Annotated in this window: 26 protein-coding genes and 2 tRNA genes; 14 read left to right on the forward strand and 14 right to left on the reverse strand. The window is 36.3% G+C overall.

Annotated features, from left to right (window positions below; translation table 11 throughout):
• The first annotated feature begins 69 nt into the window (after positions 1-69).
• Positions 70-477 (forward strand): hypothetical protein, encoded by a 408-nt coding sequence (locus ASE92_RS19320; protein WP_056851759.1) that lies wholly within the window; start codon positions 70-72, stop codon positions 475-477.
• Positions 478-554: 77 nt separating this feature from the next.
• Here ASE92_RS19320 and ASE92_RS19325 read toward each other — a convergent pair whose 3' ends face one another.
• The 4 genes from ASE92_RS19325 to ASE92_RS19340 all read right to left on the reverse strand — a co-directional run bounded on the left by ASE92_RS19325 (position 555) and on the right by ASE92_RS19340 (position 4,791).
• Positions 555-1,079: a hypothetical protein gene (locus ASE92_RS19325; RefSeq protein WP_056851760.1), complete on the reverse strand. Its 525-nt coding sequence runs from the start codon at positions 1,077-1,079 to the stop codon at positions 555-557.
• A 1-nt stretch (position 1,080) separates the two neighbouring features.
• Positions 1,081-2,907 carry a DNA polymerase III subunit gamma/tau gene (locus ASE92_RS19330; protein WP_056851761.1) on the reverse strand — a complete coding sequence of 609 codons (1,827 nt, stop codon included), beginning with the start codon at positions 2,905-2,907 and terminating at the stop codon, positions 1,081-1,083.
• A 64-nt stretch (positions 2,908-2,971) separates the two neighbouring features.
• Positions 2,972-3,865, reverse strand: a complete 894-nt coding sequence (locus tag ASE92_RS19335; RefSeq protein WP_056851762.1) for a hypothetical protein — start codon at positions 3,863-3,865, stop codon at positions 2,972-2,974.
• 53 nt (positions 3,866-3,918) lie between these two features.
• Complete coding sequence (locus tag ASE92_RS19340) at positions 3,919-4,791, reverse strand: AraC family transcriptional regulator (protein ID WP_056851763.1); 873 nt, start codon at positions 4,789-4,791, stop codon at positions 3,919-3,921.
• 177 nt (positions 4,792-4,968) lie between these two features.
• On the opposite strand from ASE92_RS19340, the gene ASE92_RS19345 reads away from it, so the two are divergent.
• From ASE92_RS19345 to rplI, 5 genes are all read left to right on the forward strand, one after another.
• On the forward strand, positions 4,969-5,562 hold the full coding sequence (locus ASE92_RS19345; RefSeq protein ID WP_056851764.1) for a hypothetical protein: 594 nt from the start codon (positions 4,969-4,971) through the stop codon (positions 5,560-5,562).
• A 134-nt stretch (positions 5,563-5,696) separates the two neighbouring features.
• Complete coding sequence (locus ASE92_RS19350; protein WP_056851765.1) at positions 5,697-6,395, forward strand: hypothetical protein; 699 nt, start codon at positions 5,697-5,699, stop codon at positions 6,393-6,395.
• A 202-nt stretch (positions 6,396-6,597) separates the two neighbouring features.
• Positions 6,598-6,954, forward strand: coding sequence for a 30S ribosomal protein S6 (gene rpsF / locus ASE92_RS19355; RefSeq protein WP_010599581.1), 357 nt, complete (start codon positions 6,598-6,600; stop codon positions 6,952-6,954).
• Entirely contained in the window at positions 6,954-7,217 is a 264-nt protein-coding gene (gene rpsR / locus ASE92_RS19360; protein ID WP_010599582.1) for a 30S ribosomal protein S18, read from the forward strand. The genes rpsF and rpsR overlap by 1 nt, the downstream gene beginning before the upstream one ends.
• A 13-nt stretch (positions 7,218-7,230) precedes the next feature.
• Positions 7,231-7,674: a 50S ribosomal protein L9 gene (gene rplI, locus ASE92_RS19365; protein ID WP_056851766.1), complete on the forward strand. Its 444-nt coding sequence runs from the start codon at positions 7,231-7,233 to the stop codon at positions 7,672-7,674.
• A 170-nt stretch (positions 7,675-7,844) separates the two neighbouring features.
• Here rplI and ASE92_RS19370 read toward each other — a convergent pair whose 3' ends face one another.
• Positions 7,845-8,543: an SDR family oxidoreductase gene (locus ASE92_RS19370; protein WP_056851767.1), complete on the reverse strand. Its 699-nt coding sequence runs from the start codon at positions 8,541-8,543 to the stop codon at positions 7,845-7,847.
• 30 nt (positions 8,544-8,573) lie between these two features.
• Positions 8,574-9,383: a DUF1080 domain-containing protein gene (locus ASE92_RS19375; protein ID WP_056851768.1), complete on the reverse strand. Its 810-nt coding sequence runs from the start codon at positions 9,381-9,383 to the stop codon at positions 8,574-8,576.
• 142 nt (positions 9,384-9,525) lie between these two features.
• Between ASE92_RS19375 and mtgA the strand changes: the two genes are divergently transcribed.
• Positions 9,526-10,248 carry a monofunctional biosynthetic peptidoglycan transglycosylase gene (gene mtgA, locus ASE92_RS19380; protein WP_056851769.1) on the forward strand — a complete coding sequence of 241 codons (723 nt, stop codon included), beginning with the start codon at positions 9,526-9,528 and terminating at the stop codon, positions 10,246-10,248.
• A gap of 63 nt (positions 10,249-10,311) precedes the next feature.
• Here the strand turns inward: mtgA and ASE92_RS19385 are convergent, their stop codons facing one another.
• Both ASE92_RS19385 and ASE92_RS19390 read right to left on the reverse strand, forming a co-directional pair.
• Positions 10,312-12,723 (reverse strand): AsmA family protein, encoded by a 2,412-nt coding sequence (locus ASE92_RS19385; RefSeq protein ID WP_056851770.1) that lies wholly within the window; start codon positions 12,721-12,723, stop codon positions 10,312-10,314.
• A 126-nt stretch (positions 12,724-12,849) separates the two neighbouring features.
• Complete coding sequence (locus ASE92_RS19390) at positions 12,850-13,329, reverse strand: hypothetical protein (protein ID WP_056851771.1); 480 nt, start codon at positions 13,327-13,329, stop codon at positions 12,850-12,852.
• A 50-nt stretch (positions 13,330-13,379) separates the two neighbouring features.
• Here ASE92_RS19390 and ASE92_RS19395 point away from each other — a divergent pair, with 50 nt between their 5' ends.
• Entirely contained in the window at positions 13,380-13,850 is a 471-nt protein-coding gene (locus ASE92_RS19395) for a hypothetical protein (RefSeq protein ID WP_056851772.1), read from the forward strand.
• A 108-nt stretch (positions 13,851-13,958) separates the two neighbouring features.
• On the opposite strand, the gene ASE92_RS19400 is transcribed toward ASE92_RS19395, so the two are convergent.
• Positions 13,959-14,747, reverse strand: a complete 789-nt coding sequence (locus ASE92_RS19400; protein WP_056851773.1) for a (Fe-S)-binding protein — start codon at positions 14,745-14,747, stop codon at positions 13,959-13,961.
• A 101-nt stretch (positions 14,748-14,848) separates the two neighbouring features.
• Entirely contained in the window at positions 14,849-16,144 is a 1,296-nt protein-coding gene (locus tag ASE92_RS19405) for a (Fe-S)-binding protein (RefSeq protein ID WP_056851774.1), read from the reverse strand.
• Positions 16,145-16,403: 259 nt separating this feature from the next.
• Here ASE92_RS19405 and ASE92_RS19410 point away from each other — a divergent pair.
• Positions 16,404-16,476: transfer RNA gene (locus ASE92_RS19410), tRNA-Phe, on the forward strand.
• A 125-nt stretch (positions 16,477-16,601) separates the two neighbouring features.
• Positions 16,602-16,674, forward strand: a tRNA-Phe gene (locus ASE92_RS19415).
• Between the two features lie 43 nt (positions 16,675-16,717).
• Here ASE92_RS19415 and ASE92_RS19420 read toward each other — a convergent pair.
• The 4 genes from ASE92_RS19420 to ASE92_RS19435 all read right to left on the reverse strand — a co-directional run bounded on the left by ASE92_RS19420 (position 16,718) and on the right by ASE92_RS19435 (position 18,806).
• Positions 16,718-17,164: an SRPBCC domain-containing protein gene (locus ASE92_RS19420; RefSeq protein ID WP_056851775.1), complete on the reverse strand. Its 447-nt coding sequence runs from the start codon at positions 17,162-17,164 to the stop codon at positions 16,718-16,720.
• A gap of 16 nt (positions 17,165-17,180) precedes the next feature.
• Positions 17,181-17,540: a DUF1801 domain-containing protein gene (locus tag ASE92_RS19425; RefSeq protein ID WP_162237777.1), complete on the reverse strand. Its 360-nt coding sequence runs from the start codon at positions 17,538-17,540 to the stop codon at positions 17,181-17,183.
• 181 nt (positions 17,541-17,721) lie between these two features.
• The gene (locus tag ASE92_RS19430; protein ID WP_056851777.1) at positions 17,722-18,324 is read right to left on the reverse strand and encodes a hypothetical protein; all 603 of its coding nucleotides are present in this window, start codon (positions 18,322-18,324) and stop codon (positions 17,722-17,724) included.
• Between the two features lie 65 nt (positions 18,325-18,389).
• Positions 18,390-18,806: a hypothetical protein gene (locus ASE92_RS19435; protein WP_056851778.1), complete on the reverse strand. Its 417-nt coding sequence runs from the start codon at positions 18,804-18,806 to the stop codon at positions 18,390-18,392.
• Between the two features lie 97 nt (positions 18,807-18,903).
• On the opposite strand from ASE92_RS19435, the gene ASE92_RS19440 reads away from it, so the two are divergent.
• The 4 genes from ASE92_RS19440 (at position 18,904) to ASE92_RS19455 (ending at position 21,885) form a co-directional block, all read left to right on the forward strand.
• Positions 18,904-19,386, forward strand: a complete 483-nt coding sequence (locus ASE92_RS19440) for a GNAT family N-acetyltransferase (protein ID WP_056851779.1) — start codon at positions 18,904-18,906, stop codon at positions 19,384-19,386.
• 93 nt (positions 19,387-19,479) lie between these two features.
• Positions 19,480-20,487, forward strand: coding sequence for a sensor histidine kinase (locus ASE92_RS19445; RefSeq protein ID WP_056851780.1), 1,008 nt, complete (start codon positions 19,480-19,482; stop codon positions 20,485-20,487).
• Between the two features lie 50 nt (positions 20,488-20,537).
• Positions 20,538-21,257: a LytTR family DNA-binding domain-containing protein gene (locus ASE92_RS19450; protein WP_056851781.1), complete on the forward strand. Its 720-nt coding sequence runs from the start codon at positions 20,538-20,540 to the stop codon at positions 21,255-21,257.
• A 160-nt stretch (positions 21,258-21,417) separates the two neighbouring features.
• Positions 21,418-21,885, forward strand: a complete 468-nt coding sequence (locus tag ASE92_RS19455) for a nucleoside triphosphate pyrophosphohydrolase family protein (protein WP_056851782.1) — start codon at positions 21,418-21,420, stop codon at positions 21,883-21,885.
• The last annotated feature ends 71 nt before the right edge of the window (positions 21,886-21,956 follow it).

Raw genomic sequence — 21,956 nt, forward strand, 5'->3', positions numbered from 1 at the left:
AGAACTGTTTTGCAAACCATCTCTCTGCATCTTTGTTGTATATTTATAAAACAAAAGGAGACAACAACCATGGAAAATAACGAAAATAAAGGATCACAAGATAAGATACATAGCACAACAGAAAACGCTGAAATCAACAAAGAGAATTTAGCCTACGATGAGGTTAAAGGCAGCTACGAATTAGATGTTAATGGAACCGACAAAGATTATGATCACCCGATGGGCTATGAAACTGTGGCAGCAGGAGCGAAGGATGACGATTCTACCTATGACGAGGCGAACCCTTATATTGGTGATGAGTATGCTAGCAATGAGGATATTGCGGAAGACAATTTAGAAGAACTCGGCATGCATGTGGATAATGGAGAAAGCGTAAGACTCAATGCAGAGGACGAAATTTTAGCCCGTACACCAGAAGATAGCCGTGATGATTTGGACGAAGAAGGTTATCCCATTAACGATACGCCGCTTAAATAGCCTAACATAAAAATAGTTGATTGACTTAACAATCATAATCAGAAAGGCAGGATACATATAATGAATCCTGCCTTTTTTTATGCAATTTTCGAATTGGATTGATCAATTAATTTCTGAATATTTTTTTTCCAGATATCTCGATGATTCACGACGAATTTCTCTTCTGCACCGTCTTTTAAAATAATCTTCAAACCGTTTGGAATCAAGCCTAAAGTATTATAAAAAATAATATCCTGAATATTGTTGATCTTAATAGTTAGGGTGTGGTTTTGAATATTGAATTTGTGTGATTTGAATGCTAAATGATCGCTCAACAGGTACAATGTGCCGCCAACGGCTTCCGCATTTTTGAAATGATTTGCACCGCCAGAATAAATAACATCGCTGGCTTCAACTCCTTCAGGTATCGTTTGGTCCTTTACTTTTCTAGCGTTAACAAACAGGTACATCATCAAACCCCAAAGTGCACCTGTAATAGGGCCAGCAATCAGGGCATACCAAATCCCATTTGTAAATGCTATGAAAATGCCAAATAGCAGGGCGAAACCGATGGAGGCATAAACTAGGCTTTTTAAAGTAGCTTTTTTTTCCGCGATAATCATATTATGGATTAATATCTAGATTAAATCTTTTGCGTAATTCGTCGAGTTTTGGGTTTTTGTTAACCAAATAATCATATTTTTCGCGATTGCCATACAGTCTGTTTTCAATTTTTCGCTCCACTTGTTTAAAAGTGATATCAACAGCGAAATTTTGTAACTCATTCCTCAGGTAATTCATTAATTCTACTGACTCCTGAACAATTAACTGTTCTTGTGTTTTGCTTTCTACAGAAATTTCAATCAGCGTTGGGTTGACAAGGGTAGGAGCAAAATTATTGAGAATTGTAAACAAATTAATTTTATCAGCTTTCTTAAGTATCTGAATGTAGCTGTTCCAAACTTCTAATAGTCTATCGTAGCTAAACTGTTGCCTGGCTTCGCCGGTTACAGTTTTTGGCGTTCCATCATCTTCTCCAGTAGCAAGTCTTTCCAAATCATTTAATGAGGGAATTAATGTTCCAACATTTTTTTTTGGAATATTAATGCTAATGGAAGTAGCGGATGGAATGCTGGGTTTAGGAGATTCTTTCGGTTTTTCGTTTAATGAAATACTTGCAGGAATTTCAGCTTGAGGCTTATTGGAAACAATTGACGAAGGAATTTCAGCCTCCACTTTCAACTTCGAACTTTCAACCTCAGAAGCCTTTTCGGCTACGACATTAGTTTTTTTTTTATCCTGATCTCCGTCAGTTGCTGTGTTACTCGTATTTAAAGGTTGCTGTGCTAAATGAACTACCGATCGAATATGGCACATTTTTATGAGTGCAAGTTCTACCTGTAATCGCTGATTTTTGGAATTTTTATAATTTAAATCGCAAGTATTAGCCAAGTTTAATGCTGTTAATAAAAATGAAAGCTCGGTTTGCCGGCATTGATCTAAATATTTTTGTTTGATGTTCTCACTAACTTCCAAAAGTTTGATAGTTGCTGCATCTTTGCCTACCAGCAAATTACGGAAGTGTGAAGCCAAACCATTAATAAAGTTGTTTCCATCAAATCCATTATTCAGAATTTCATCAAACAGTAATAACGTTTCACTTACTTCTGCTGCGGTTAGGTGGGAGGTAAGCTTAAAGAAATAATCGTAATCTAAAATGTTTAAATTATCAATTACAGCCTTATAAGTGATGTTTTTGTTTGCATAACTTGCAATCTGATCAAACATCGATAGAGCATCACGTAAACCTCCATCTGCTTTTTGAGCGATAATGTGTAAGCCATCAGTTTCAAAAGCGATGTTTTCACGTTGTGCAATGGCAGCCAAATGGCTCGAAATATCTTCAACCTGAATGCGGTTGAAATCAAAAATTTGACAACGTGATAAAATCGTTGGCAGAATTTTATGTTTTTCTGTAGTCGCTAAAATGAAAATAGCATAAGATGGTGGTTCTTCCAATGTTTTCAAAAATGCATTGAATGCACTTTGAGATAACATGTGAACCTCATCAATAATATAAATTTTGTATTTGCCAGCTTGTGGCGGTATGCGAACCTGCTCAATTAAGCTTCGGATATCATCAACCGAGTTGTTTGAAGCCGCATCCAATTCGTGAACATTAAAAGAGTGTCCGTTTTGGAAAGACAGGCAGTTTTCGCAAGTTCCGCAAGCTTCCATATCTGCTGTAGGATTGGTGCAGTTAATGGTTTTTGCCAAAATCCTGGCGCAGGTAGTTTTACCAACGCCCCGTGGTCCGCAAAAAAGAAAAGCTTGGGCCAGCTGATTGTTTTTGATGGCATTTTTTAGCGTGCCAGTAATATGCTGCTGCCCAACAACGGTTTCAAACGTGGCTGGACGGTATTTACGGGCAGAAACAATAAAATTTTCCATCGGCACGAAAATAGGAAAAATTTAGATGGAGTTTTATTGAAAAATGTGAATGTTGAAAAGTTGACTATTTGCTTAATTGCATCACTTTGTCGAGCAGTGGCGGTAATCCATTCTCCAATATTTTATCGTTATCCCAAAAACTCATCACACAGCTCACATAATGATCTCTCACCTTATCGGCAACATAATATGCGATTAACGTTTTGCCTCCAGAGGTTTTTACCGCTAAATTGGTAAGCCCCGTGAAGCCATAAACCACTTTTAATGCGGTTGTTGGTGTGTTTTCAAAAATGACCTTTATCTCCGTCTTGGAAATAATTTTTAATCCCTTTCTTAATTCAGTTACAGTCAGTTGATTTTGAATCGCCTTTGTTGCACTTTGCAGTGTTTGATGTAACGACCAATTCATTTCTCCTAAATAAGGACACTGAACGGTGTTTACATTGGTCCAATAGCAGCTGTTGCTTAACTGAATTTTTCTGCCAGCAAAATCAATGCTGTCAATTTGATTGTCTTCAAAAAAATTCGGAGGTAATCTATCTTCTACAATGAGGTTAATAAGTTCCCGCTCAAATTGTTGGTTGGGGGTATCATAATTGGTGAAGCAAATTACAGTAGTCAGTTTTTGTTTATCCTCTATAAAATAATAGGACGAAATTGCATGTAAACTATCAGATATTTTTTCGCGTTTAGTGATATGTACATTATTGTAAGCCAGGCTATCATCCTTCGATTTGAGATCGTCGTTTGTAATGGAATATTTCCGGTATGCAAATTTTAAATCTTTATCGGTAAAGGGACTGCTAAAAGTTTGACTGGTGAAATCAATTCCATCTATGTTATAATAAGTTACAGATCTGTTTTTAACAGCTTTAAGTCTTTTTGAGTAATTGTTTTTCTCTTGAGATAATGCAACAAAAGGTATTATTAGGAGCAATATAATATATGCTTTTGTCATCTTGTAAATATTTTATTAAAGATAAAGAATTCGAAATGGTTTATCTCTGCTGATTATTTTATTATCGATTTTAGTTCATTTCTGTATTCTGATGCACTTTTCCCGGTAAACTCATGGAAAATTTTATTGAAGTGACTAAAGTTATTGAAGCCGCTCTCTAAGGAAATGGCGGTAATGCTAATGTGTTTTTCGGCCAAAAGCTTAGATGCATGTACCACGCGATATTCATTTACAAAACGGGTAAACGTTTTCTTAGTAATTTTTTTGAAGTAGCGACAAAAAGAGGGTACCGTCATTGCCGACATTTCTGCCACATCTTCCAGGTTAATTTGCTCTTGAAAATGATCTTTAACATGATTGAATATCATATTGATTCGATCGTTATCCTGAATTTGCATTTCCATTGCAAAGCCCGAAGCATTCAAAATGGTTAAATCGTTCGATCCATCCAGCGTTTTTAAAACGGAGAGCAGCGTAACTAGTTTTTCAAATGGTTGTTGATCTTCAATAGCTTCTATATGAACACCAACCGCCTTTTTGGTTTTCTCACCGAAGGCGATTCCACCCTTTGCTTTTATGAATAAGTCTCTTAAGAATTTATTCTCTTGCAACTCAAGAAATTGCTGTCCTAAAAAATCGGCTTTGAACTGGATAACGGTTTCGTTTTTGTTTCCTGTATTGTTATCTGTAAAACCGCAATGTGGCAGATTACTGCCTACTAAAATCAAATCGCCATCGGTATAGTAAGAAACGTGACTACCAATTTGTCGCTTTCCCGAACCTCCATTTACAAAAACCATTTCTATTTCCGGATGGTAATGCCACACATGTGCTTTGTTGTTTTCATTTTCTACATATTTTGAATAGTAAAACGAGCTTCCAAAGGATGGTTCGACAACTTCAAAGCTTGGTTTTAAAGTTTTCATGACAATTTAATGTTAATTATGGGTTAATTAATGTGCTTAATTGATGGTGTGATATAAAATTAATGATAATGAGGGTAATTTTACATAGATATCTGAAAATATAGCGTAATTTCTGTGTGTTTTATTGAAGTAATTTAGCAGTATAAAATAATTGTACACACATTAAATGGTTTAGTTATGAAAAAGTTCTTTAAAATCGGTTTAATTGCTGCCTTATCATTCACTGTTTCGATTGCGCAAGCAAATGATAATGAATTTTCTTTAAAAGTTAAAAACGAAAAACAGAAATCAATAAGTTTCTTAATGAGAAACAATAAAGAATTCAGCTTTTCTGTTTTTTCTGAGAATAATGACTTACTTTTTGATCAGAAGTTTAAAGGAACAGCTGGATTAACTAAAACATATGACTTAAATGCACTTCCTGAGGGGAATTATATGGTTAAGGTTGAGTCGGGCACTACAGTGGCAGAATATGCAGTTAAAATAGCATATGATAAAGCCCAAATTTTAACCAGTAAAATAACAGAAGTAATTAAGCCTAAAATTACCAAGGTAAAAGATTTAATTACGCTTGATTATCAGGTTAAAGATAATATGCCAATTGAGGTTGCTGTATTTAATGAGCGTAATGATGAACTTTATTCTCAAATTTTCAAAGATAGATCAAAACTGATCAAAAAATTTAACATCGGTAAAGCTGATGGAGACTCGCTAACGTTTGTGGTAAAACACAACAATGAGTCGTTTACAAATACAATACAAACTCGCTAAAACAATCAACCAAACAAACTAATCATGGAGATACTCACAGTATCTCCTTTTTTGTTTTATGTGCTTTTTAGTTAGAAATGTTATTATTCGTTATTTTTGTTTGATAATATATTGCTAAGCGGCTATTCTAGGGTATGAATAATGAATTTTCTGATTACAAAAGTGCTGCAGTAGTATCAACGTTTAATCAATTAGTTAACTCAGATTTTCAGGGCATCAAAAATGCAATCTGCTGGTACAGAAGTTTAAATGGAGATTTTGTTGAAATAGTATCAAAGCTGCAATTAGAGGGCAACTTGACAGAAGTTTCTTTAGAAACAATTAAATCGTTGGAGCTCTCCGAAGAGGGAAGTAGGGCAAGGGAGATTATTATAAATGACTTCAACTTATTAACGGCTTGTGGGGCTTTGCCTTCACTTAATTTGATTAAAAATTACGAACGCGATGAAGAGTTGGATTTCATTTCAACAGATGTTTATTCATTCCATGTAGATCGCTCACCCGTTGGTATTGATACTTATTTATGTACATACCATGGTGCGGCTAGTGAAATTGTGGCTAATGATGAAGCAGAGCAAAAGATTTTAATTCCCGAAATTCGGCAGAAACTAAAAGCTATGTATGATGGACCAGAAGAAGAATTCGAGACTTTTTTGATTGAAAATTATTTCGACTTGCATTATCAGCCTAAACCAAATGCGCAACCACGAAACCTTGGGCTAGGTCATATCTGGAGGTTAGCAGTAGATCATCCTGAAAAACCAGTTCCGCCGTGTATTCATCGGGCACCTGTAGAGAAAGATGGTGAATATAGATTGCTAATGATTTGCTGAACTTGATTTTACTAAACGTGCAATTGCCTTTAAATCCATTTATTAATTTGCAATTATATTCTTTATTCATTGCTCCTCTATCTTTGCTCCATTTCATTCTTCTTTTTTCTGCTCAATCATTTGATTTTAAGAAATATATTGCTACTTTTGCAACCCCGTAATATACCTCGGGATTAAAAAATTAAAAACATAATTTATAACAATGAATCAGTACGAAACTGTTATCGTTCTAACCCCATTGTTATCTGAAGAGGCTGCAAAAGAGGCATTAGCTAAATTTAAAGCAGTTCTTGTAGATAACGGTGCCGAAATTATCCAAGAGGATAATTGGGGTTTGAGAAAATTAGCGTATCCAATTGAGAAAAAATCAAACGGATTCTTCAACTTAACTGAATACAAAGCTTCGGGAGATTTGATCGCAAAATTAGAGCTTCAATTAAAACGCGATGAGCGTGTGTTACGTTTCTTAACTATCCGTTTAGACAAACACGCTGTTGCTTACAATGAGAAAAAACGTAGTGGTGCGTTTAACAAAAAAACTAAGGAGGTTGCAGCGTAATGGCAAGAGAACAAATTCAATACGTTACTGCCCCTAAAGTAGAGGATAACCGTAAAAAATATTGCCGTTTTAAGAAAAACGGAATTAAATACATCGATTACAAGGATGCAAACTTCTTGTTGAAATTTATTAACGATCAAGGTAAATTGTTACCAAGACGCCTTACTGGTACTTCGTTAAAATTCCAACGTAAAGTTGCTCAAGCTGTTAAACGTGCTCGTCACATCGGTTTGTTACCATTCGTTGCAGATCAATTAAAATAGGAGGCTCAGAGATATGGAAATTATTTTAAAACAAGATATTAAAGGGCTTGGTGAGAAAGATGATGTAGTAAATGTGAAAAACGGTTATGGCCGTAACTACTTAATCCCTCAAGGTTTTGGCGCTTTGGCTACTTCTTCTGCTAAAAAAGTTTTAGCTGAAAACTTAAAGCAAGCTGCTTTTAAACAAGATAAAATTAAGAAAGATGCTGAAGGTATTGCTGAGCGTTTAACTGCTGTTAAACTTTCTATTGGTGCTAAAGCTGGCGAAAGCGGAAAAATCTTTGGAGCGGTTAATACGATCCAAATCGCTGAAGCATTAAAAGCGCAAGGTTTTGATGTAGATCGTCGTCGTATTACTTTCGAAACTGAACCTAAATTTGTTGGCGAATACGTTGCTAACTTAAACTTACACAAAGAAGTTAAAGTTCAGGTTCCTTTTGAAGTAATCGCTGAATAAGCATTCTTAAACGAATCATAAAAAAGTCCTTTCAGTTTTCTGAAAGGACTTTTTTTATTAATATAAAATTTTAAAAAAAGGGTTTAAAATTGGATGTTATAATTTGATTTTCACTTATCCATTTCCCATTTCCTTTTCCCTATTTTCTATTTCCCATCCTCAGTTACAACCTATCCTTTTGGCGTTGTTGGCCTGATTTCGATCTTACTTGGTAAAGTTCTTGCTGGCATGGCTAATAAATCGACAATCAACTTACCCATATCCTCTGGCTGGATTTTCCATGCGTCGTTTTCTGCATCTGGATGATGATCGTTAAAATGCGTGGCTACTGACCCTGGCATAATGGTACTCACTTTTACGCCGTACTTTCTTAAATCGAGCATTACCGATTGTGTAAAACCAGTTAAACCAAACTTACTCGCATTATATGCAGCACCGCCGGCAAAAAAGTTAGTTCCAGCTAAGCTAGAAATGGTAAAAATACTACCTTGAGATTTTTTAATTTCCTCTACACTGGCTTTTATACTGTAGAAAACGCCTGTTAAGTTGGTATCGATTATATCTTGCCAATCTTCTATCGCCAATTCATCAATAGGTGCAAAGCTACCCACACCAGCATTTGCAATTAGTGCATCCAATTGTCCCCATTTTTCTATTACCAAATTCACAGCCCCAGCTTGCGACTGATAATTTTTAACATCTGCCTCAATGGCGAGTACATCACCAAATTCAACAAGTTTGGCTGCAGCTTCATTTGCAGCAGCTATTGTCCTGCTCGTAATGGCTACCTTGTATCCGTTTTTTAGAAGTGCCTCGGCAATACCGAAACCGATACCTTTACTTCCTCCTGTAATTAATGCAACTTTCATATTTTCTAAACGCAAAAAGGGTAGAAATGTTTATTTCTTTCGTTCAGCCTGTAGCTTCAAAATTTCGATATCTTTAAAATCTACCGGTTGTCCTTCACTCTGCAATGCGATAAAGCCTTGTGTTAGTCGTTTTCCATCTATCTTTATTCTTGGGTCAAAGCCATTTGCAACGCCGCCACCAATTTGCGGCTTGCTATACTGAAGCACAGTATAGCCGTTGATAATATGTTTTACCAAAGAATCGCCCAATACGATAAGCTCTGCCGAAACCCATTGGTCTCCATCGTAAGTTTTTGATTTAGAGTCAAGGCAGTGGCCATCGTATAATTTGCCATTATAAGTAATTTCCGTTCCTGGTGAGCACATATTTCCAGTAGGACGCGGTTTTCCATCACTTAAACCACCTAAAAATTGCATTTCAACCGAGATCGGCCAATCCTGTTCTTTAAGAATAGTGGCAGGGTCTTGTGAATGAAACATGATGCCACTATTTCGTAAGGTGTAACTAGGTGCCCCTTTATGTAAAGCCCCAACAAAACGATACTTCAGTTTTAAGTGATAATTGGAAAAAGGGGTCTTATAGTAAAGGTGACCAAACTGATCATTAAAATCACCGTATTGATCATATCTTACCTTTATTATTCCGCTATCCACCCTAAACGTATTTCCGAAATTTACGTTGTAATTGTGGTGATGAATTTTTACATTCCAATCTTTTATGTCTTTCCCATTAAATAGAGATATCCATTTCTCTTGGCGCTGATCAGCATTTTTAATGCTACTACAACTCAAAAACATCACGGCAGTAAGAAGAAAAAATGTGGTTCTTATGTTATTCATTGTAAATTCTTGTTTTTAGCAGGCTCCATATTTCTGAGGATGAAAGATAAGAAATGATTTATCCATAGCAAGGGAACACAAGTACAGTTGCTAAAATAAAAATCGCCTCCATTACAAAACTGCTTTTTATTACCTTTGATGCATGGCTAAATCGCGTTCTACAAAAACGAAAACTAAACGTCCTTTACTTAAAAAGATTACCAATATTGCTACAAAGGTTTTTTTGTATTTCCTGATGGTTTCGGTGCTCTGGGTTTTAGCCTACCGTTTTATTAACCCACCAATAACGCTGCTAATGGTTTTACGAAACATTGAACGCAAATCAGACGGAAAACCTTTTAAAACAGAGAAAGAGTGGGTCGATTTTGAAGATATGTCTGATAACATGAAAAGGGCAGCGGTCTCAGCAGAAGATCAGCTGTTTTTAAAACATATTGGATTCGATGTTAAAGCAATAGAGAAGGCCTTTGCTGCCAATGCAAAAAGTAAGAAGGTAAAAGGTGGAAGTACCATCTCGCAACAAACAGCAAAAAATGTGTTTTTATGGCCGGGCAGATCGTGGATAAGGAAAGGTTTCGAAGCTTATTTTACGCTCCTAATTGAATTATTTTGGAGCAAAGAGCGGATTTTGGAAGTTTACCTAAACGTAATTGAAATGGGCGATGGTATTTACGGAGCGGAAGCCGCTGCCCAAGCTTATTATGGCAAATCTTGTCATAAGCTAACCAAAGCCCAAGCAGCACTTATTGCTGCTTGTTTTCCAAACCCAATAAGATGGACACCCAAAAACCCAACCCGTTATATCAGGCACCGACAATATTTAATTTTGAGAAATATGAATAGGTTAGGGCCGCTGGATTTTTAGTCCGTAGTCCAAAGTATCTAGTCTTCAGTCTATAATCCAAAAAATAGGACCGAAGACTCACGACTAATCATGATCCTTGTTCCATCTTATTTTTATCCCACCTTTATCATCGTCTATCGCTTTTAAGTGTAATACAATGCCTTTCATTCTGGCCTCACGTTTTTCCTGCCTTGTTAAGTTTTCATCGCCTTTAGGATTGCGAAGTGGAATATCCAATTCTACGTTGGTACCAGTGCCGAGTGCATAAATTCCTTTTACGTTAAAATTCATGGCGCTAGAGTTAATCTGCATTGGGCTGATATCTACTTTATCGCCTCGGATATTTAAAGTGCCGTCAAGATTTTTAATCTCAACATTTGACAGGTTTCTGTTTGCGAAGGCAAACTTTCCGACTTTAACCATAGGCTCGAAATTAACAAGAGCTGCATTGCTTAAATTAAAAACCACTTTTCCATTTATCGAGCGGGGTAGAATTTTGGCTGAATGAGAAATCTTTCCTGCAATATTTACGGTGGATGATAAATAGCCTTTCAGATTTTTATTGGTGATCGTTTTTTGTCCGAAATTATCAAAGGAATAGAAAAAATCTTTCACACTTACATGGCTAATTTTTGAATTGATTTTGAAGCTATTTGAACCCGGCTGCTGAATTACACTTCCATTTAATGAAAGCGTTCCTCCAGCATGGGCTACACTAATTTTGTTAAAATAGATTCCTTCGCCTCTTAACGAAATATCAGCAATTAGGTTTTTGGCTAAAAACTTTTCGTAAATCGCTTTATCTACCCGAAGATTCATATTCATTTTAGAAAGCTCTAAAACATTACTTAACTGTTTAGATGCTGCTTTCATTGAGTTGCTGGAAGAAGATTTCTTTGTTGTACGTGGACCTAAAAATGGAAGAAACTCGTTTAAATACAGTTGTGGACTGTGCATTTTAAGGTTCACTAAAATTTTATCAGGATCGGTATAGTAAAGTTTTGCAAAATTCTCAATGCTACAACTCACATTTAAAATGCTTTTACCCAGCTGAAAACGGCCATTTTGGATAGATAAATCGTTTTGATTGAAATTGATATTCAATGCACTTTTTACTAAGTGAAGTTTTCGAGGAATATAGAGAATATCAGCATTTGCAATATTTATCTTTCCTGATACCACGGGTTTCGTAAACCTAAAATTGTCTATGTCGGCTTTGCAATATAGGCGCAAATCTGCAGTACCTTGTTTAAATTCAAAATCTTGTGTACCTAATGAATTATTCAGATTTGTAAGCGGAAACTGCGAAGTAACCAATCCAGTTGCGATGGGCCGCGATAAATTGGTCACTGTAAATGTATCTATTTTTAGAGGTGCATTATAATATTTAGCTGTTAAGCGGTGAAACTTAATGGCCGAATTTTCATCGCCAATAATGCCTCCAACAGTATCCTGGTTAGTAAATGATCCATCGAAGTTGGCCGATGTTAATTGCCCTGCAGGAATCGAAATTACATTATCTCTTACGGTAATCCCGACTTTAATTAAAGGATCGCCAAATTTACCTGATCCATCATCCACTATATTTCCTCTGATATCAATTGGTTTCTCAATGCCAAACTTCAACAACTTCGAAGAAATATTGGGCGATAGCAACATCGCCACATCTTTAAATAAAATATCATCAACCGCAATGCTAATGGCAAATGCTGATTTATCTAATTCTATTTTTGCACCGATTTTGAATGGGTGCCCGCCAATTTTTAACACTTCAGGATCGAGAATTACGGCATCCATATCCCTGCTATAGTGTGCTGAAAGCGTTCCTTCTAGCGATTTGTCTTTCAAGAAACTTCCTTTCCGGGTATTGAAGGCAAAACTATTTACCTGTGTTTTGAGCTTAATTTTGCCAGTCCAGCCACTATCAGGGTATTGCATTCTGCCCTGGATTTGGTTGATGTTAAAGTTAAAGAGCTTATGCCTTTTTTGGTTATCAATAATGAGGGAAACCCTATTAAAATCGATTTTTTTAACAGCAAGATCTGGCGATTTTGATTCCTTATCTTCAACTGCTTTTTTCTTCTTGAAAATGCTGGTATTACTATATCCGGTCGAATCGGTATAGAGATAGATGGATGCATCATTAATCGCTATTTGATTGATGTTAACATTCCCTACAATTAAAGAAAGTACATTTAACGAAACATCAATATCCTGAGCTTTTAATAAATTATGCTTGTGCTGAATCCATAAACTATCGCGTAGCAATACGCCATTTAAAGAAACAGAAACACCTGGAAAACTTTTCAGCAATGTCGGCTCCATGCCTGTAGCTGTAATCTGGCCATTCAAGTTTTTATTTAACTGAGCCAATATCGTACTTAAAACTTCCTTTTTATTTCTACTGATGTAAAATGCAGCAGCCAGCCAGGTTATAATTACTAAAATAATTAAACCTGATAAAATACCTAACGAAATTTTGAGCCAGCGTTTCATAAACATGATTGGTTTGAAGCAATATAATGTTTTTTAACGCATAATTGTTTTAGCCTAACTGAAAATAAATAGGCTTAAAAGGTGTAAGTGAAAGGATTAGCTCCCTATTCTTTTGAAAATTAAAAACTATAGCAAATGTGCAAAAACCGTTGAATGCCAACTTTGTTTAAATGGAACTTCCCATTTAGTTTCCAGTTCGGCCAATGTCTGTACCATGTTATTAAACACAATAGTATCTGGCGTGATTTGTTTAATGTTAACCAAAGTTTCAAAGTCTTCTTTACTGTTCACGATTACTTCATCGCCAACTTTGTAGGCCATATTAAAGCGGTTGAATAGATCAACATTGAACTCTTGTTCAATTTCCTTTATTAATCTTACAGAGCTGTCAATAGAGCAACCGGTAACATTCGCTTGTGACTCATCAACGGTTAGGATAATAAAAAAACCATATCTAACCTCAGCTTTAGCAAGCAATTCATTTCCATGCGCTTTCCACTGGTTGGTAAACGAAGCCAGCTTACTTAAAATGTCACTTTGCTCAGTAGGCGTAAATTTGCGGTTGCTTTGGTAAACCCAAACTCTTGATTGTGGAGAAAAACTCATATACAAATTTAGTATTTTAATTAAATTGGTGTGTTTAAAACGTCATCCCCATGAAAAAGTTTACAATCAGCTTGAAAATAGTGCTTGTTTCAGCGCTATGTACGTTATTTTGTGCTTTTTCCGATCCCGAGTCTATTGAACAATACGTGGGATATTTACAAAAATCGCTAACAGATCATTATGATTTTAGTCAGGAAAGTAGCCAGATAAAGCGCTACGAACTCAACATTACTAACAATGGTTTTTGCCGCTACAAGCGATATTTTAACAATGGGAAAACAGAATATTTTGCTTTCAAGTTGGCAAAATTTAAGGATATGGATTATCTGGGCAATGCAACAGCAGGTAAGTTGTTTCTACGCACAAAAGGTGATGACGTAATCGTTCAAACTTATAAGGATAGGGGCGGAGATGTAGATTCGATGGCTACTCAGGTAATTATCCCGCTTAAAAATATTGAGCCGGAAGAGCTGAATCTAATCAGGGAAAATTTCACGAAGATTAGCCCTAAAACTCCCTGAAGGGGTTTTTGAAAGCTAGTGAGATAGGTCTATTGTTGGGAAGAAATAGTAAATCTCCAGCAATCGCCTTGCATAAAACGTTCGCAAGGCGATGTTTGCTTTAGGGGCTTAGAGACCATTTGCCCTTACTGTAATCTCTGCAATATCTAACACTTTAACTTCTTGTTCTTTGTCTTTTAGTTTTACACCATCACTGAGCATGGTCATACAGAATGGGCATCCCGCTGCGATAAACTGTGGGTTGGTTTCCAATGCTTCATCAATGCGTTCTACATTGATATCTTTTTTGCCTTTTTCAGGTTCTTTAAACATTTGTGCACCACCCGCTCCACAACAAAGTCCATTGCTTTTACAACGTTTCATTTCTACCAGTTGGGCATCTAACACTTCTAATGCTTTTCTTGGTGCTTCGTAAATTCCATTTCCACGGCCCAAATAGCAAGGATCATGATACGTTATTTTTTTGCCCTTAAAACTTTCTCCGCCTTCAGCTTTTAGTTTGCCTTCATTTATTAAATCCTGAATTAATTGGGTGTGGTGAATAACTTCGTATGTTCCACCTAAACCTGGATATTCATTTTTAATCGTATTGAAACAGTGCGGGCAACCGGTCACTATTTTTTTAATATTATAAGCGTTAAGCACCTCAATATTCGTCATAGCCTGCATTTGAAAAAGAAATTCGTTTCCTGCTCTCTTTGCCGGATCTCCTGTACAGCCTTCTTCGGTGCCCAATACTGCATATTTGATCCCCACATGATGTAAAATTTTACAAATATCGCGGGTAATTTTTTGTGCTCTTTCATCGTAACTCCCAGCGCAGCCCACCCAAAATAATATTTCTGGTTCTTCGCCCGCGGCCATTAACTCGGCCATTGTAGGTACTTTAAATTCCATTTTCTTAGTAGCTAGTATTTAGTATCAAGTAACAAGACTTGATTTTCAATCACGTTAATTTATTTGGTTTTAGTGCTAGACTGATGACTTCAAATTCACAACTATTTTTCATTTGCCCAATTAAAACGATCTGCCGGAGAATATTTCCATGGCGCCTGGTTGTTCTCGATATTTCCAAGCATGGCATTGATGCTTGCAGGCGCTTGAGATTCTTCCATTACTGCATATCGACGCAATTCGGTTATAATTTGTAGCGGATCGATATTTACCGGGCAGGCCTCTACGCAAGCATTACAGCTGGTGCATGCCCAAATTTCTTCTCTGGTGATATAATCGTCTAGTAAAGCCTTTCCGTCTTGATGTTCAGGGCCATTTTTCTCAATATTTTTTCCGATTTCATCTATTCGGTCACGGGTATCCATCATAATTTTCCGTGGCGATAAAAGCTTACCGGTAATATTTGCAGGGCAAACCGATGTGCAGCGCCCACATTCGGTGCAGGTGTAAGCGTTCATTAAATTTACCCAGGTAAGATCTGTAGCATCTTTTGCCCCAAACTTACCAGCCTCTGTTTCCGCAGGAACAAATGAAGGATCCAGCATGGCTTTTACCTCGTTTGTAACAGATGCCATATTGGTGAATTCCCCTTTCGGTTCTAAATTTGAAAAGTACGTGTTTGGGAAAGCAAATAAAATATGGAAGTGCTTTGAGTATGGCAAATAATTTAAGAAAGCCAGAATACCGATGATGTGAAACCACCAGCAACCGCGTTCGATCATCACTAATGCGCTTTCATTTGAGGGTAACAAATTCATCAAATATTGGCTTACAGGAAAGGAGCCGGCAACTGTATAATGATTGGCACCCAGTATTTGCAATTTTGCATCAGCTGCATTCATCAAGAGAAAAGCACTCATTAGTAAAATTTCTACAATGAGAATATAGTTCGCGTCTGATTTGGGCCAATTGGTCATTTCTACACCTTTGAAACGCCTTAATTTTAAAACATTTCTACGAATAAGAAAAATAACACAGGATACCCAAACCGTTAAGGCCAAGATTTCAAAAGAGCCGATTAAAAAATTGTAGAGACCACCTAAGCCATTAAAGATTCGATGCGTTCCGAAAAGGCCATCAATCATGATTTCTAATACCTCGATGTTGATGATGACGAAACCGATGTAGACAAAAAAGTGAAGGAATGCCGGGATAGGGCGCACCACCATTTTTGATTGGCCGAATGCAACACGAAGCATCGTCATTAACCTTTTTTGAGGCTGATCGCTTCTATCAACAGATTTTCCTAATCGGATATTGCGAATAATTTTGCGAAAATTAAAGGTAAACAGCGCAATTGCTGCAAGTGTTATTACTAGAAATAGGATCTGAGCCACCATGCAATATTATATTGTTTATGCTAAATTATGATATTAATCGAAATAAATTACTATGCATGCATAAAAAAAGTATGAAAATTTTTAGTTTGTATTCATTCTAAGCCATACATTCATGTATTTTTTGGTTACTAAAAATTTAATTAATTGATTATCAGAGTTCAACTAAAATAATGAGAAAAAAGTTTTGCTTTTGGGAAAAGAACGCTACATTTGTGCCTCCAAAACGGGTTATTTCATTGTAAATTATCCTAATGTAGGAGGTGCCATAGCTCAGTCGGTAGAGCAAAGGACTGAAAATCCTTGTGTCCCTGGTTCGAATCCAGGTGGCACCACTTCCAAAAGCCTTTCAGAGATGACAGGCTTTTTTGATAAAAAGATTCTCTGCGATAGGGAAATAAATTAAAATGGGTTGTTGCATTTGAAGAAAAGAATACTACATTTGCATTCCTAAACGAATGGTGCCATAGCTCAGTCGGTAGAGCAAAGGACTGAAAATCCTTGTGTCCCTGGTTCGAATCCAGGTGGCACCACAAAAAAGCCTTTAGATGAAAATCTAAAGGCTTTCGTTTTTTATCAGGTTTCGATGTGATCTAGTGCGCTTCCTTCGGCCAAATCTTTAACTTTTTGTAAGGCTTTAGGCCAGGTTTCCTCAAAATAACCTTTCCACTCGTCTGTTATACCCATGTCTATCTTAAGTTCAGTTTTTCCGTCTTTTTCGCTAAGCGAATAATTTTCTAAAGGTTCTCCCCAGTCTTTAAGTTCCTCTTTACCATCTTTCACTTCGCCTAAATGTTTAATAGACATAAATTTGTTCGGGATATTATTTTCAATAACAGCAAGCATTCCGTTTCCTGTTCCATCACCAAATATTGCTTTGCTTCCTTTTTGCCAATCGGTTTCTACTGACGAATTTTCTGCAAAGGCTACAGTCCATTTTGGATAGGTTTCTTTACCAAAAAGTACATCCCATACCTTTTCTGCACTGGCATTAATTTCCGTTTTGAATTCAATCTTTTCCATATTATTTGAATTTTGATTAGGCGTTTTCCATTAAGGTTACCCAGGCATTCACAGCTTTTTTCAAGCCATCAGCATGCGTTTTTACGTCTTCCATGTTGTAAAATTTAGCATAAGCTTTGCCTTTGGTCTGTTCTTCCAAAAAACCAAAATCACCATTAAAAAGTGATGCTTTGTGAAATATTACAATCACATAGTTCTTGATTTTTGGATTTATCGTTGCCATATCGCCTTTGAAGCTAAAATTCGGTCCGCCCCATTTTATACTGCTTTCAATTTTAGGGTTGGCATTTTGTATAATCGTAATCACTTCAAACATTTCTTTTTTTAAAGGATGATCAAGCGTATCAATTAATTGCTGTATTTTATCATTCATCATTAAAAGGGCTATATTCAAATATGAGAACATCAAAATTTAAAGTTGCAGTGTAATAGCGACATTTTTCGGGTGTGATTTAAGAATTTCCTGAATCAACCATTTCATAAAAAGAAATAAAACTGTTCCCAGATGAAAAAATAACATAAAAAAACTCCCTTCATTATTTGAAGGGAGTTTTTATTTAAAGCAATATTTTGCTGCTAATATCTTTATTGATGGTGATGTAACCTGGATATTTGACTGGCGTATTTCCAAGCATAAAAGTCGGTTTGATTTTTATCGTTAACAATCCCAACTTCTCGTCTTTTGACGAAGATCCTTTTTGAGCAGCCTTCACAATATCATTGAAAACGTTTCCATTTGAAACTAAACCATAAATGTTGCTGATCAATTGAACAGGTACAGTAACGGTTTGTCCTTGCGCAATGCTCACATTCTGGTTCACAATTCCTTCTGCCAAATCAGTGTTGTTAACTAAAATTTTGTATTCAAACTGATTAATTGCAGCCAGATTCGCTGATGGATTTGTAATCTCCAGGTTTAGATTTGCTTTTAACGGAATATCTTTTCTTAATAAGCCCAAAGCCACCCCAGGCAGGCTGGATAAACTAAAACTTTGCTGATCAATTAATTTTTTAACATCGGTACCGGCAATGGTAATCTGTTGAACATTTGTTATTTTATAAGTACAGTCTTCCAGCGCCTTTATTTGTTGCGCCTGCCTGTTTATGCCGCAACTAAATAGAGTAATAGTTACCAGGCAAAGCAATAGTGTGTTTTTCATGTTAATCATAACGCCAATTTAGGCAAACTATTTCAGGAACAACATTTCTTTAACTAAAATTAGCATTACGGACTTACCGTTTCAATGTCATCACGTTTATCATCCGGGTTGATATCATCTTGTTTTTCAGTTGCCTCATCTGTAGCCTCTTCGTTTTCGCTAATTTCTTCCTTGGTGGATTGTTCGCTTTGATCAGCGGTTTCTGCGCTGTTTTCACCTTCAGTTACTGGTAATCCTTCACTTTCTGGTGCTTTACTTTCCGATCCAGTTTGCGCTGCTTCAGCACTTTTTTCAGCTGTATCTTCGTTATCTTCAGGCTGTTCTTGCGCCTCATTGGTATTTTCATCTACAGGCTTTGATGGATCCACTTCCTCTTTATGGGCCGAAGGAACAACTGTTTCAATATCCAATTGAACATCATCTGTCGGTTTCGGTTGTGTATTTGTATTTTCTTCTGTTGTTTTATCTTTTTCGTTTTCCATGATAGTATATTTTCTTTATTAAATGAATTCGAGCACAATTTTGTTTCAAATTTCTTCAATGCTTTAGGCTGCTATTTCTACCTTTGAGGAAAAAGCTATGGCTATTACATACCGAAAAATAGAGGAGCGGGACGACGAATCGCTTGCAAATTTAATTAGAAAAATATTTAGAGAGTTTAAAATTGATAAGCCGGGTACGGTTTATACTGATCCAACGACTGACCATTTATCAGCAGTTTTTACTGCAGCGCAATCTGTTTACTGGGTTGCTGAAGAAGATGGACAATTGCTGGGTGGCTGTGGCATTTATCCAACCGCTGGTTTGCCAGATGGTTGTGTAGAGCTGGTGAAACTTTATGCATCAGCTGAAGCAAGGGGTAAAGGCGTAGGGAAGGCATTGATGCAGAAAAGTATAGAATCTGCTCAACATTTTGGCTACAATGAAATTTACCTGGAGTCGTTTCCGGAATTAACAGCCGCCATTTCGATGTACGAAAAAACTGGCTTCAAGTATTTATCAGCACCTCTAGGCAATTCTGGCCACTTTGCTTGCAATGTTTGGATGCTACTTGTACTTTGACAAAAGTATTGTCGAAATAGCCAGTTGGGATAATTTTCCAGCCTGTTGGCATAACAAAGTTTATAGCCGATGAGGGTTAAACTACTTTTATTTATGAAAAGGACAAGAATCGTAATCATACACATTGTTTGCTGGCTAGTGGTATTGGCCTATCTGTATGGTGGGGCGCTGATAAAAGGGATAACCCTACAACAATCGGCATTTGATATTTCGATGAATTTTATTCAAATAGTCGAATTCTACATTTGTTATTTATGGGTGTATCCAAATTTTCTAAAAAGAGATAAAATCCCTCCGCTTATCGGATCGATGCTTTTTACCATTGCTGTTTTTATTGCTTCGCGATACCTCATTGAGCAGGTTTTGTACAAGCATTGGTTTGATATGCAAAACTATACGGACGATACACCAACATCGAAATATATTGCCGATAATATTTATTACAGTCTGGCATTTTTGGTTATGCCAGCAGCCGTTTACAGCGTGGAACAAAACTTTAAAACCGAAGTTACCAATCGGAAGCTTAAAGCAGAAGTAGTTAAATCAGAATTGGCTTTTTTAAAATCGCAGATTAACCCACATTTTCTTTATAATACTCTAAATTACGTTTATTCACTTGCCATTCCAGTTTCTGATCAACTTGCAAATGCGGTTTTGCGTCTTTCAGATTTGATGCGTTATACTTTAAATGAAAGTGTTGATGGCAAGGTGACGCTAAATAAAGAGGTTGAATATTTGGAAAGTTACATCGAGCTTTTTAGAATGCGTTTTGAGCCTAAATTCTATGTAAGTTTTATCACCGAAGGCATAGCAGAACAAAAATTAGCCGCATTAATGTTAATTCCTTTTGTAGAAAATGCATTTAAGCATGGCGTTTTGAATGATGAGCAGTATCCAGTCCGTATTAAACTAAAAGTACAGGCTAAACGATTGAGTTTTGAAGTGAGCAATAAAATAAACCGGGGGCAGAAAGATCATTCGAGCGGTGTTGGAATGGTTAATATTCAGAGGCGATTGGATTTAATTTATCCTGATCAGCATGAATTGCTCGTATCGAACAACGGGAATACTTACAAAACTACTTTGATACTGAATATTTAAATGCATCAACTCACACCCTATATTTATTTACTCGTAACTAAATTTACTTTATGATCCGCTGTTTAGCCGTTGATGACGAATCTTACGCATCAGATATTATTGCAACCTTCATTTCTAAGACACCATTTTTAGAATTGGTAGGAACCACAACTAATCCGTTTGAGGCACTAAGTTTAGTTCAGGAAGGCAAGGTTGATCTTGTTTTCCTTGATATTCAAATGCCAGAACTAACAGGTATACAGTTTTTAAAAATTTGTGGTGGAAAATGTAAGGTAATTTTAACTACTGCCTATCCTGAGTATGCATTAGATGGTTTTGATTTAGATGTTGTGGATTATCTGCTGAAACCAATATCTTACGAACGTTTTTATAAAGCGGCGATAAAAGCGCAACAAATCATTTCGCCTTCGCAGTATGAAGTCATCAATAACCCATCGCAAACAAACGGAAACGATTTTGTTTTTATTAAGGGCGACACGAAAAATAAATTTATCAAAGTAAACTACGATGATATTTTATATATAGAAGGCTTGAAGAATTATGTTTCGGTTTATACCGCTACACAAAGAATCATTACCTATCAGGCCCTCAGGGAATTGGAGGTTGATTTGCCAAAGCCGCCGTTTTATCGGGTACATAAATCGTACATCATTTCTTTGGAGAAAATTAAAATGATTGATGGAAATACAATTTACATCAATGATCAATCGATTCCGATTGGTGATACTTACAAAGAAGAATTTTTTAAAATTATAAAGGATCGAAAGTAAATTCGGGCCTTGGATAAATAATTGACTGCGAATTTTCTAAACATAAATAGCTAGCTAATGTGCGTTGATGATGTGGGCAATTAACCAGCTAGCTTGATAACAGGTCGTTTAAGAATCGAACAATATTTGTTAAGTTTGCCAATACTAAACCGAACAAAAAATGCAAGAAACCAATTCGCTAAATCAAGTTGCTGAATTTCACACTACTTTTAAACATCCAATCTTAGAATCACCTGTTATTCCTGCTAAACAAAGGGCAAACCTGCGTGTTGCACTTCTGGCCGAAGAATTAAAAGAATTGCAGGAAGCAATTGAGAATGATGATTTGGTAGAGGTTGCCGATGCTTTATGCGATTTGCAATATGTTTTGGCTGGAGCCATTCATGAGTTTGGTTTAGGTGGAAAGTTTAAAACGCTGTTTGATGAAGTGCATCGATCCAATATGAGCAAAGCTTGTAAAACTGTTGAAGAAGCAGAACTGACTATCAAACATTACTTCGATAAAGATCAAACAGAATCCTATTATAAAGAGGTTGATGGTTTGTTTTTAGTTTTTAGAAAAGCAGATGATAAAACTTTAAAGTCTATCAATTACTCTCCAGCTGATTTAAAATCACACCTGGTATAACATCTGAATATTGAAGATACTAAAACAGATAGTTGCATGTATTAAGACATCGGTTGTTGAACCAGGAAAAA

The sequence above is a fragment of the Pedobacter sp. Leaf41 genome, assembly GCF_001422545.1.
GTDB lineage: Bacteria > Bacteroidota > Bacteroidia > Sphingobacteriales > Sphingobacteriaceae > Pedobacter.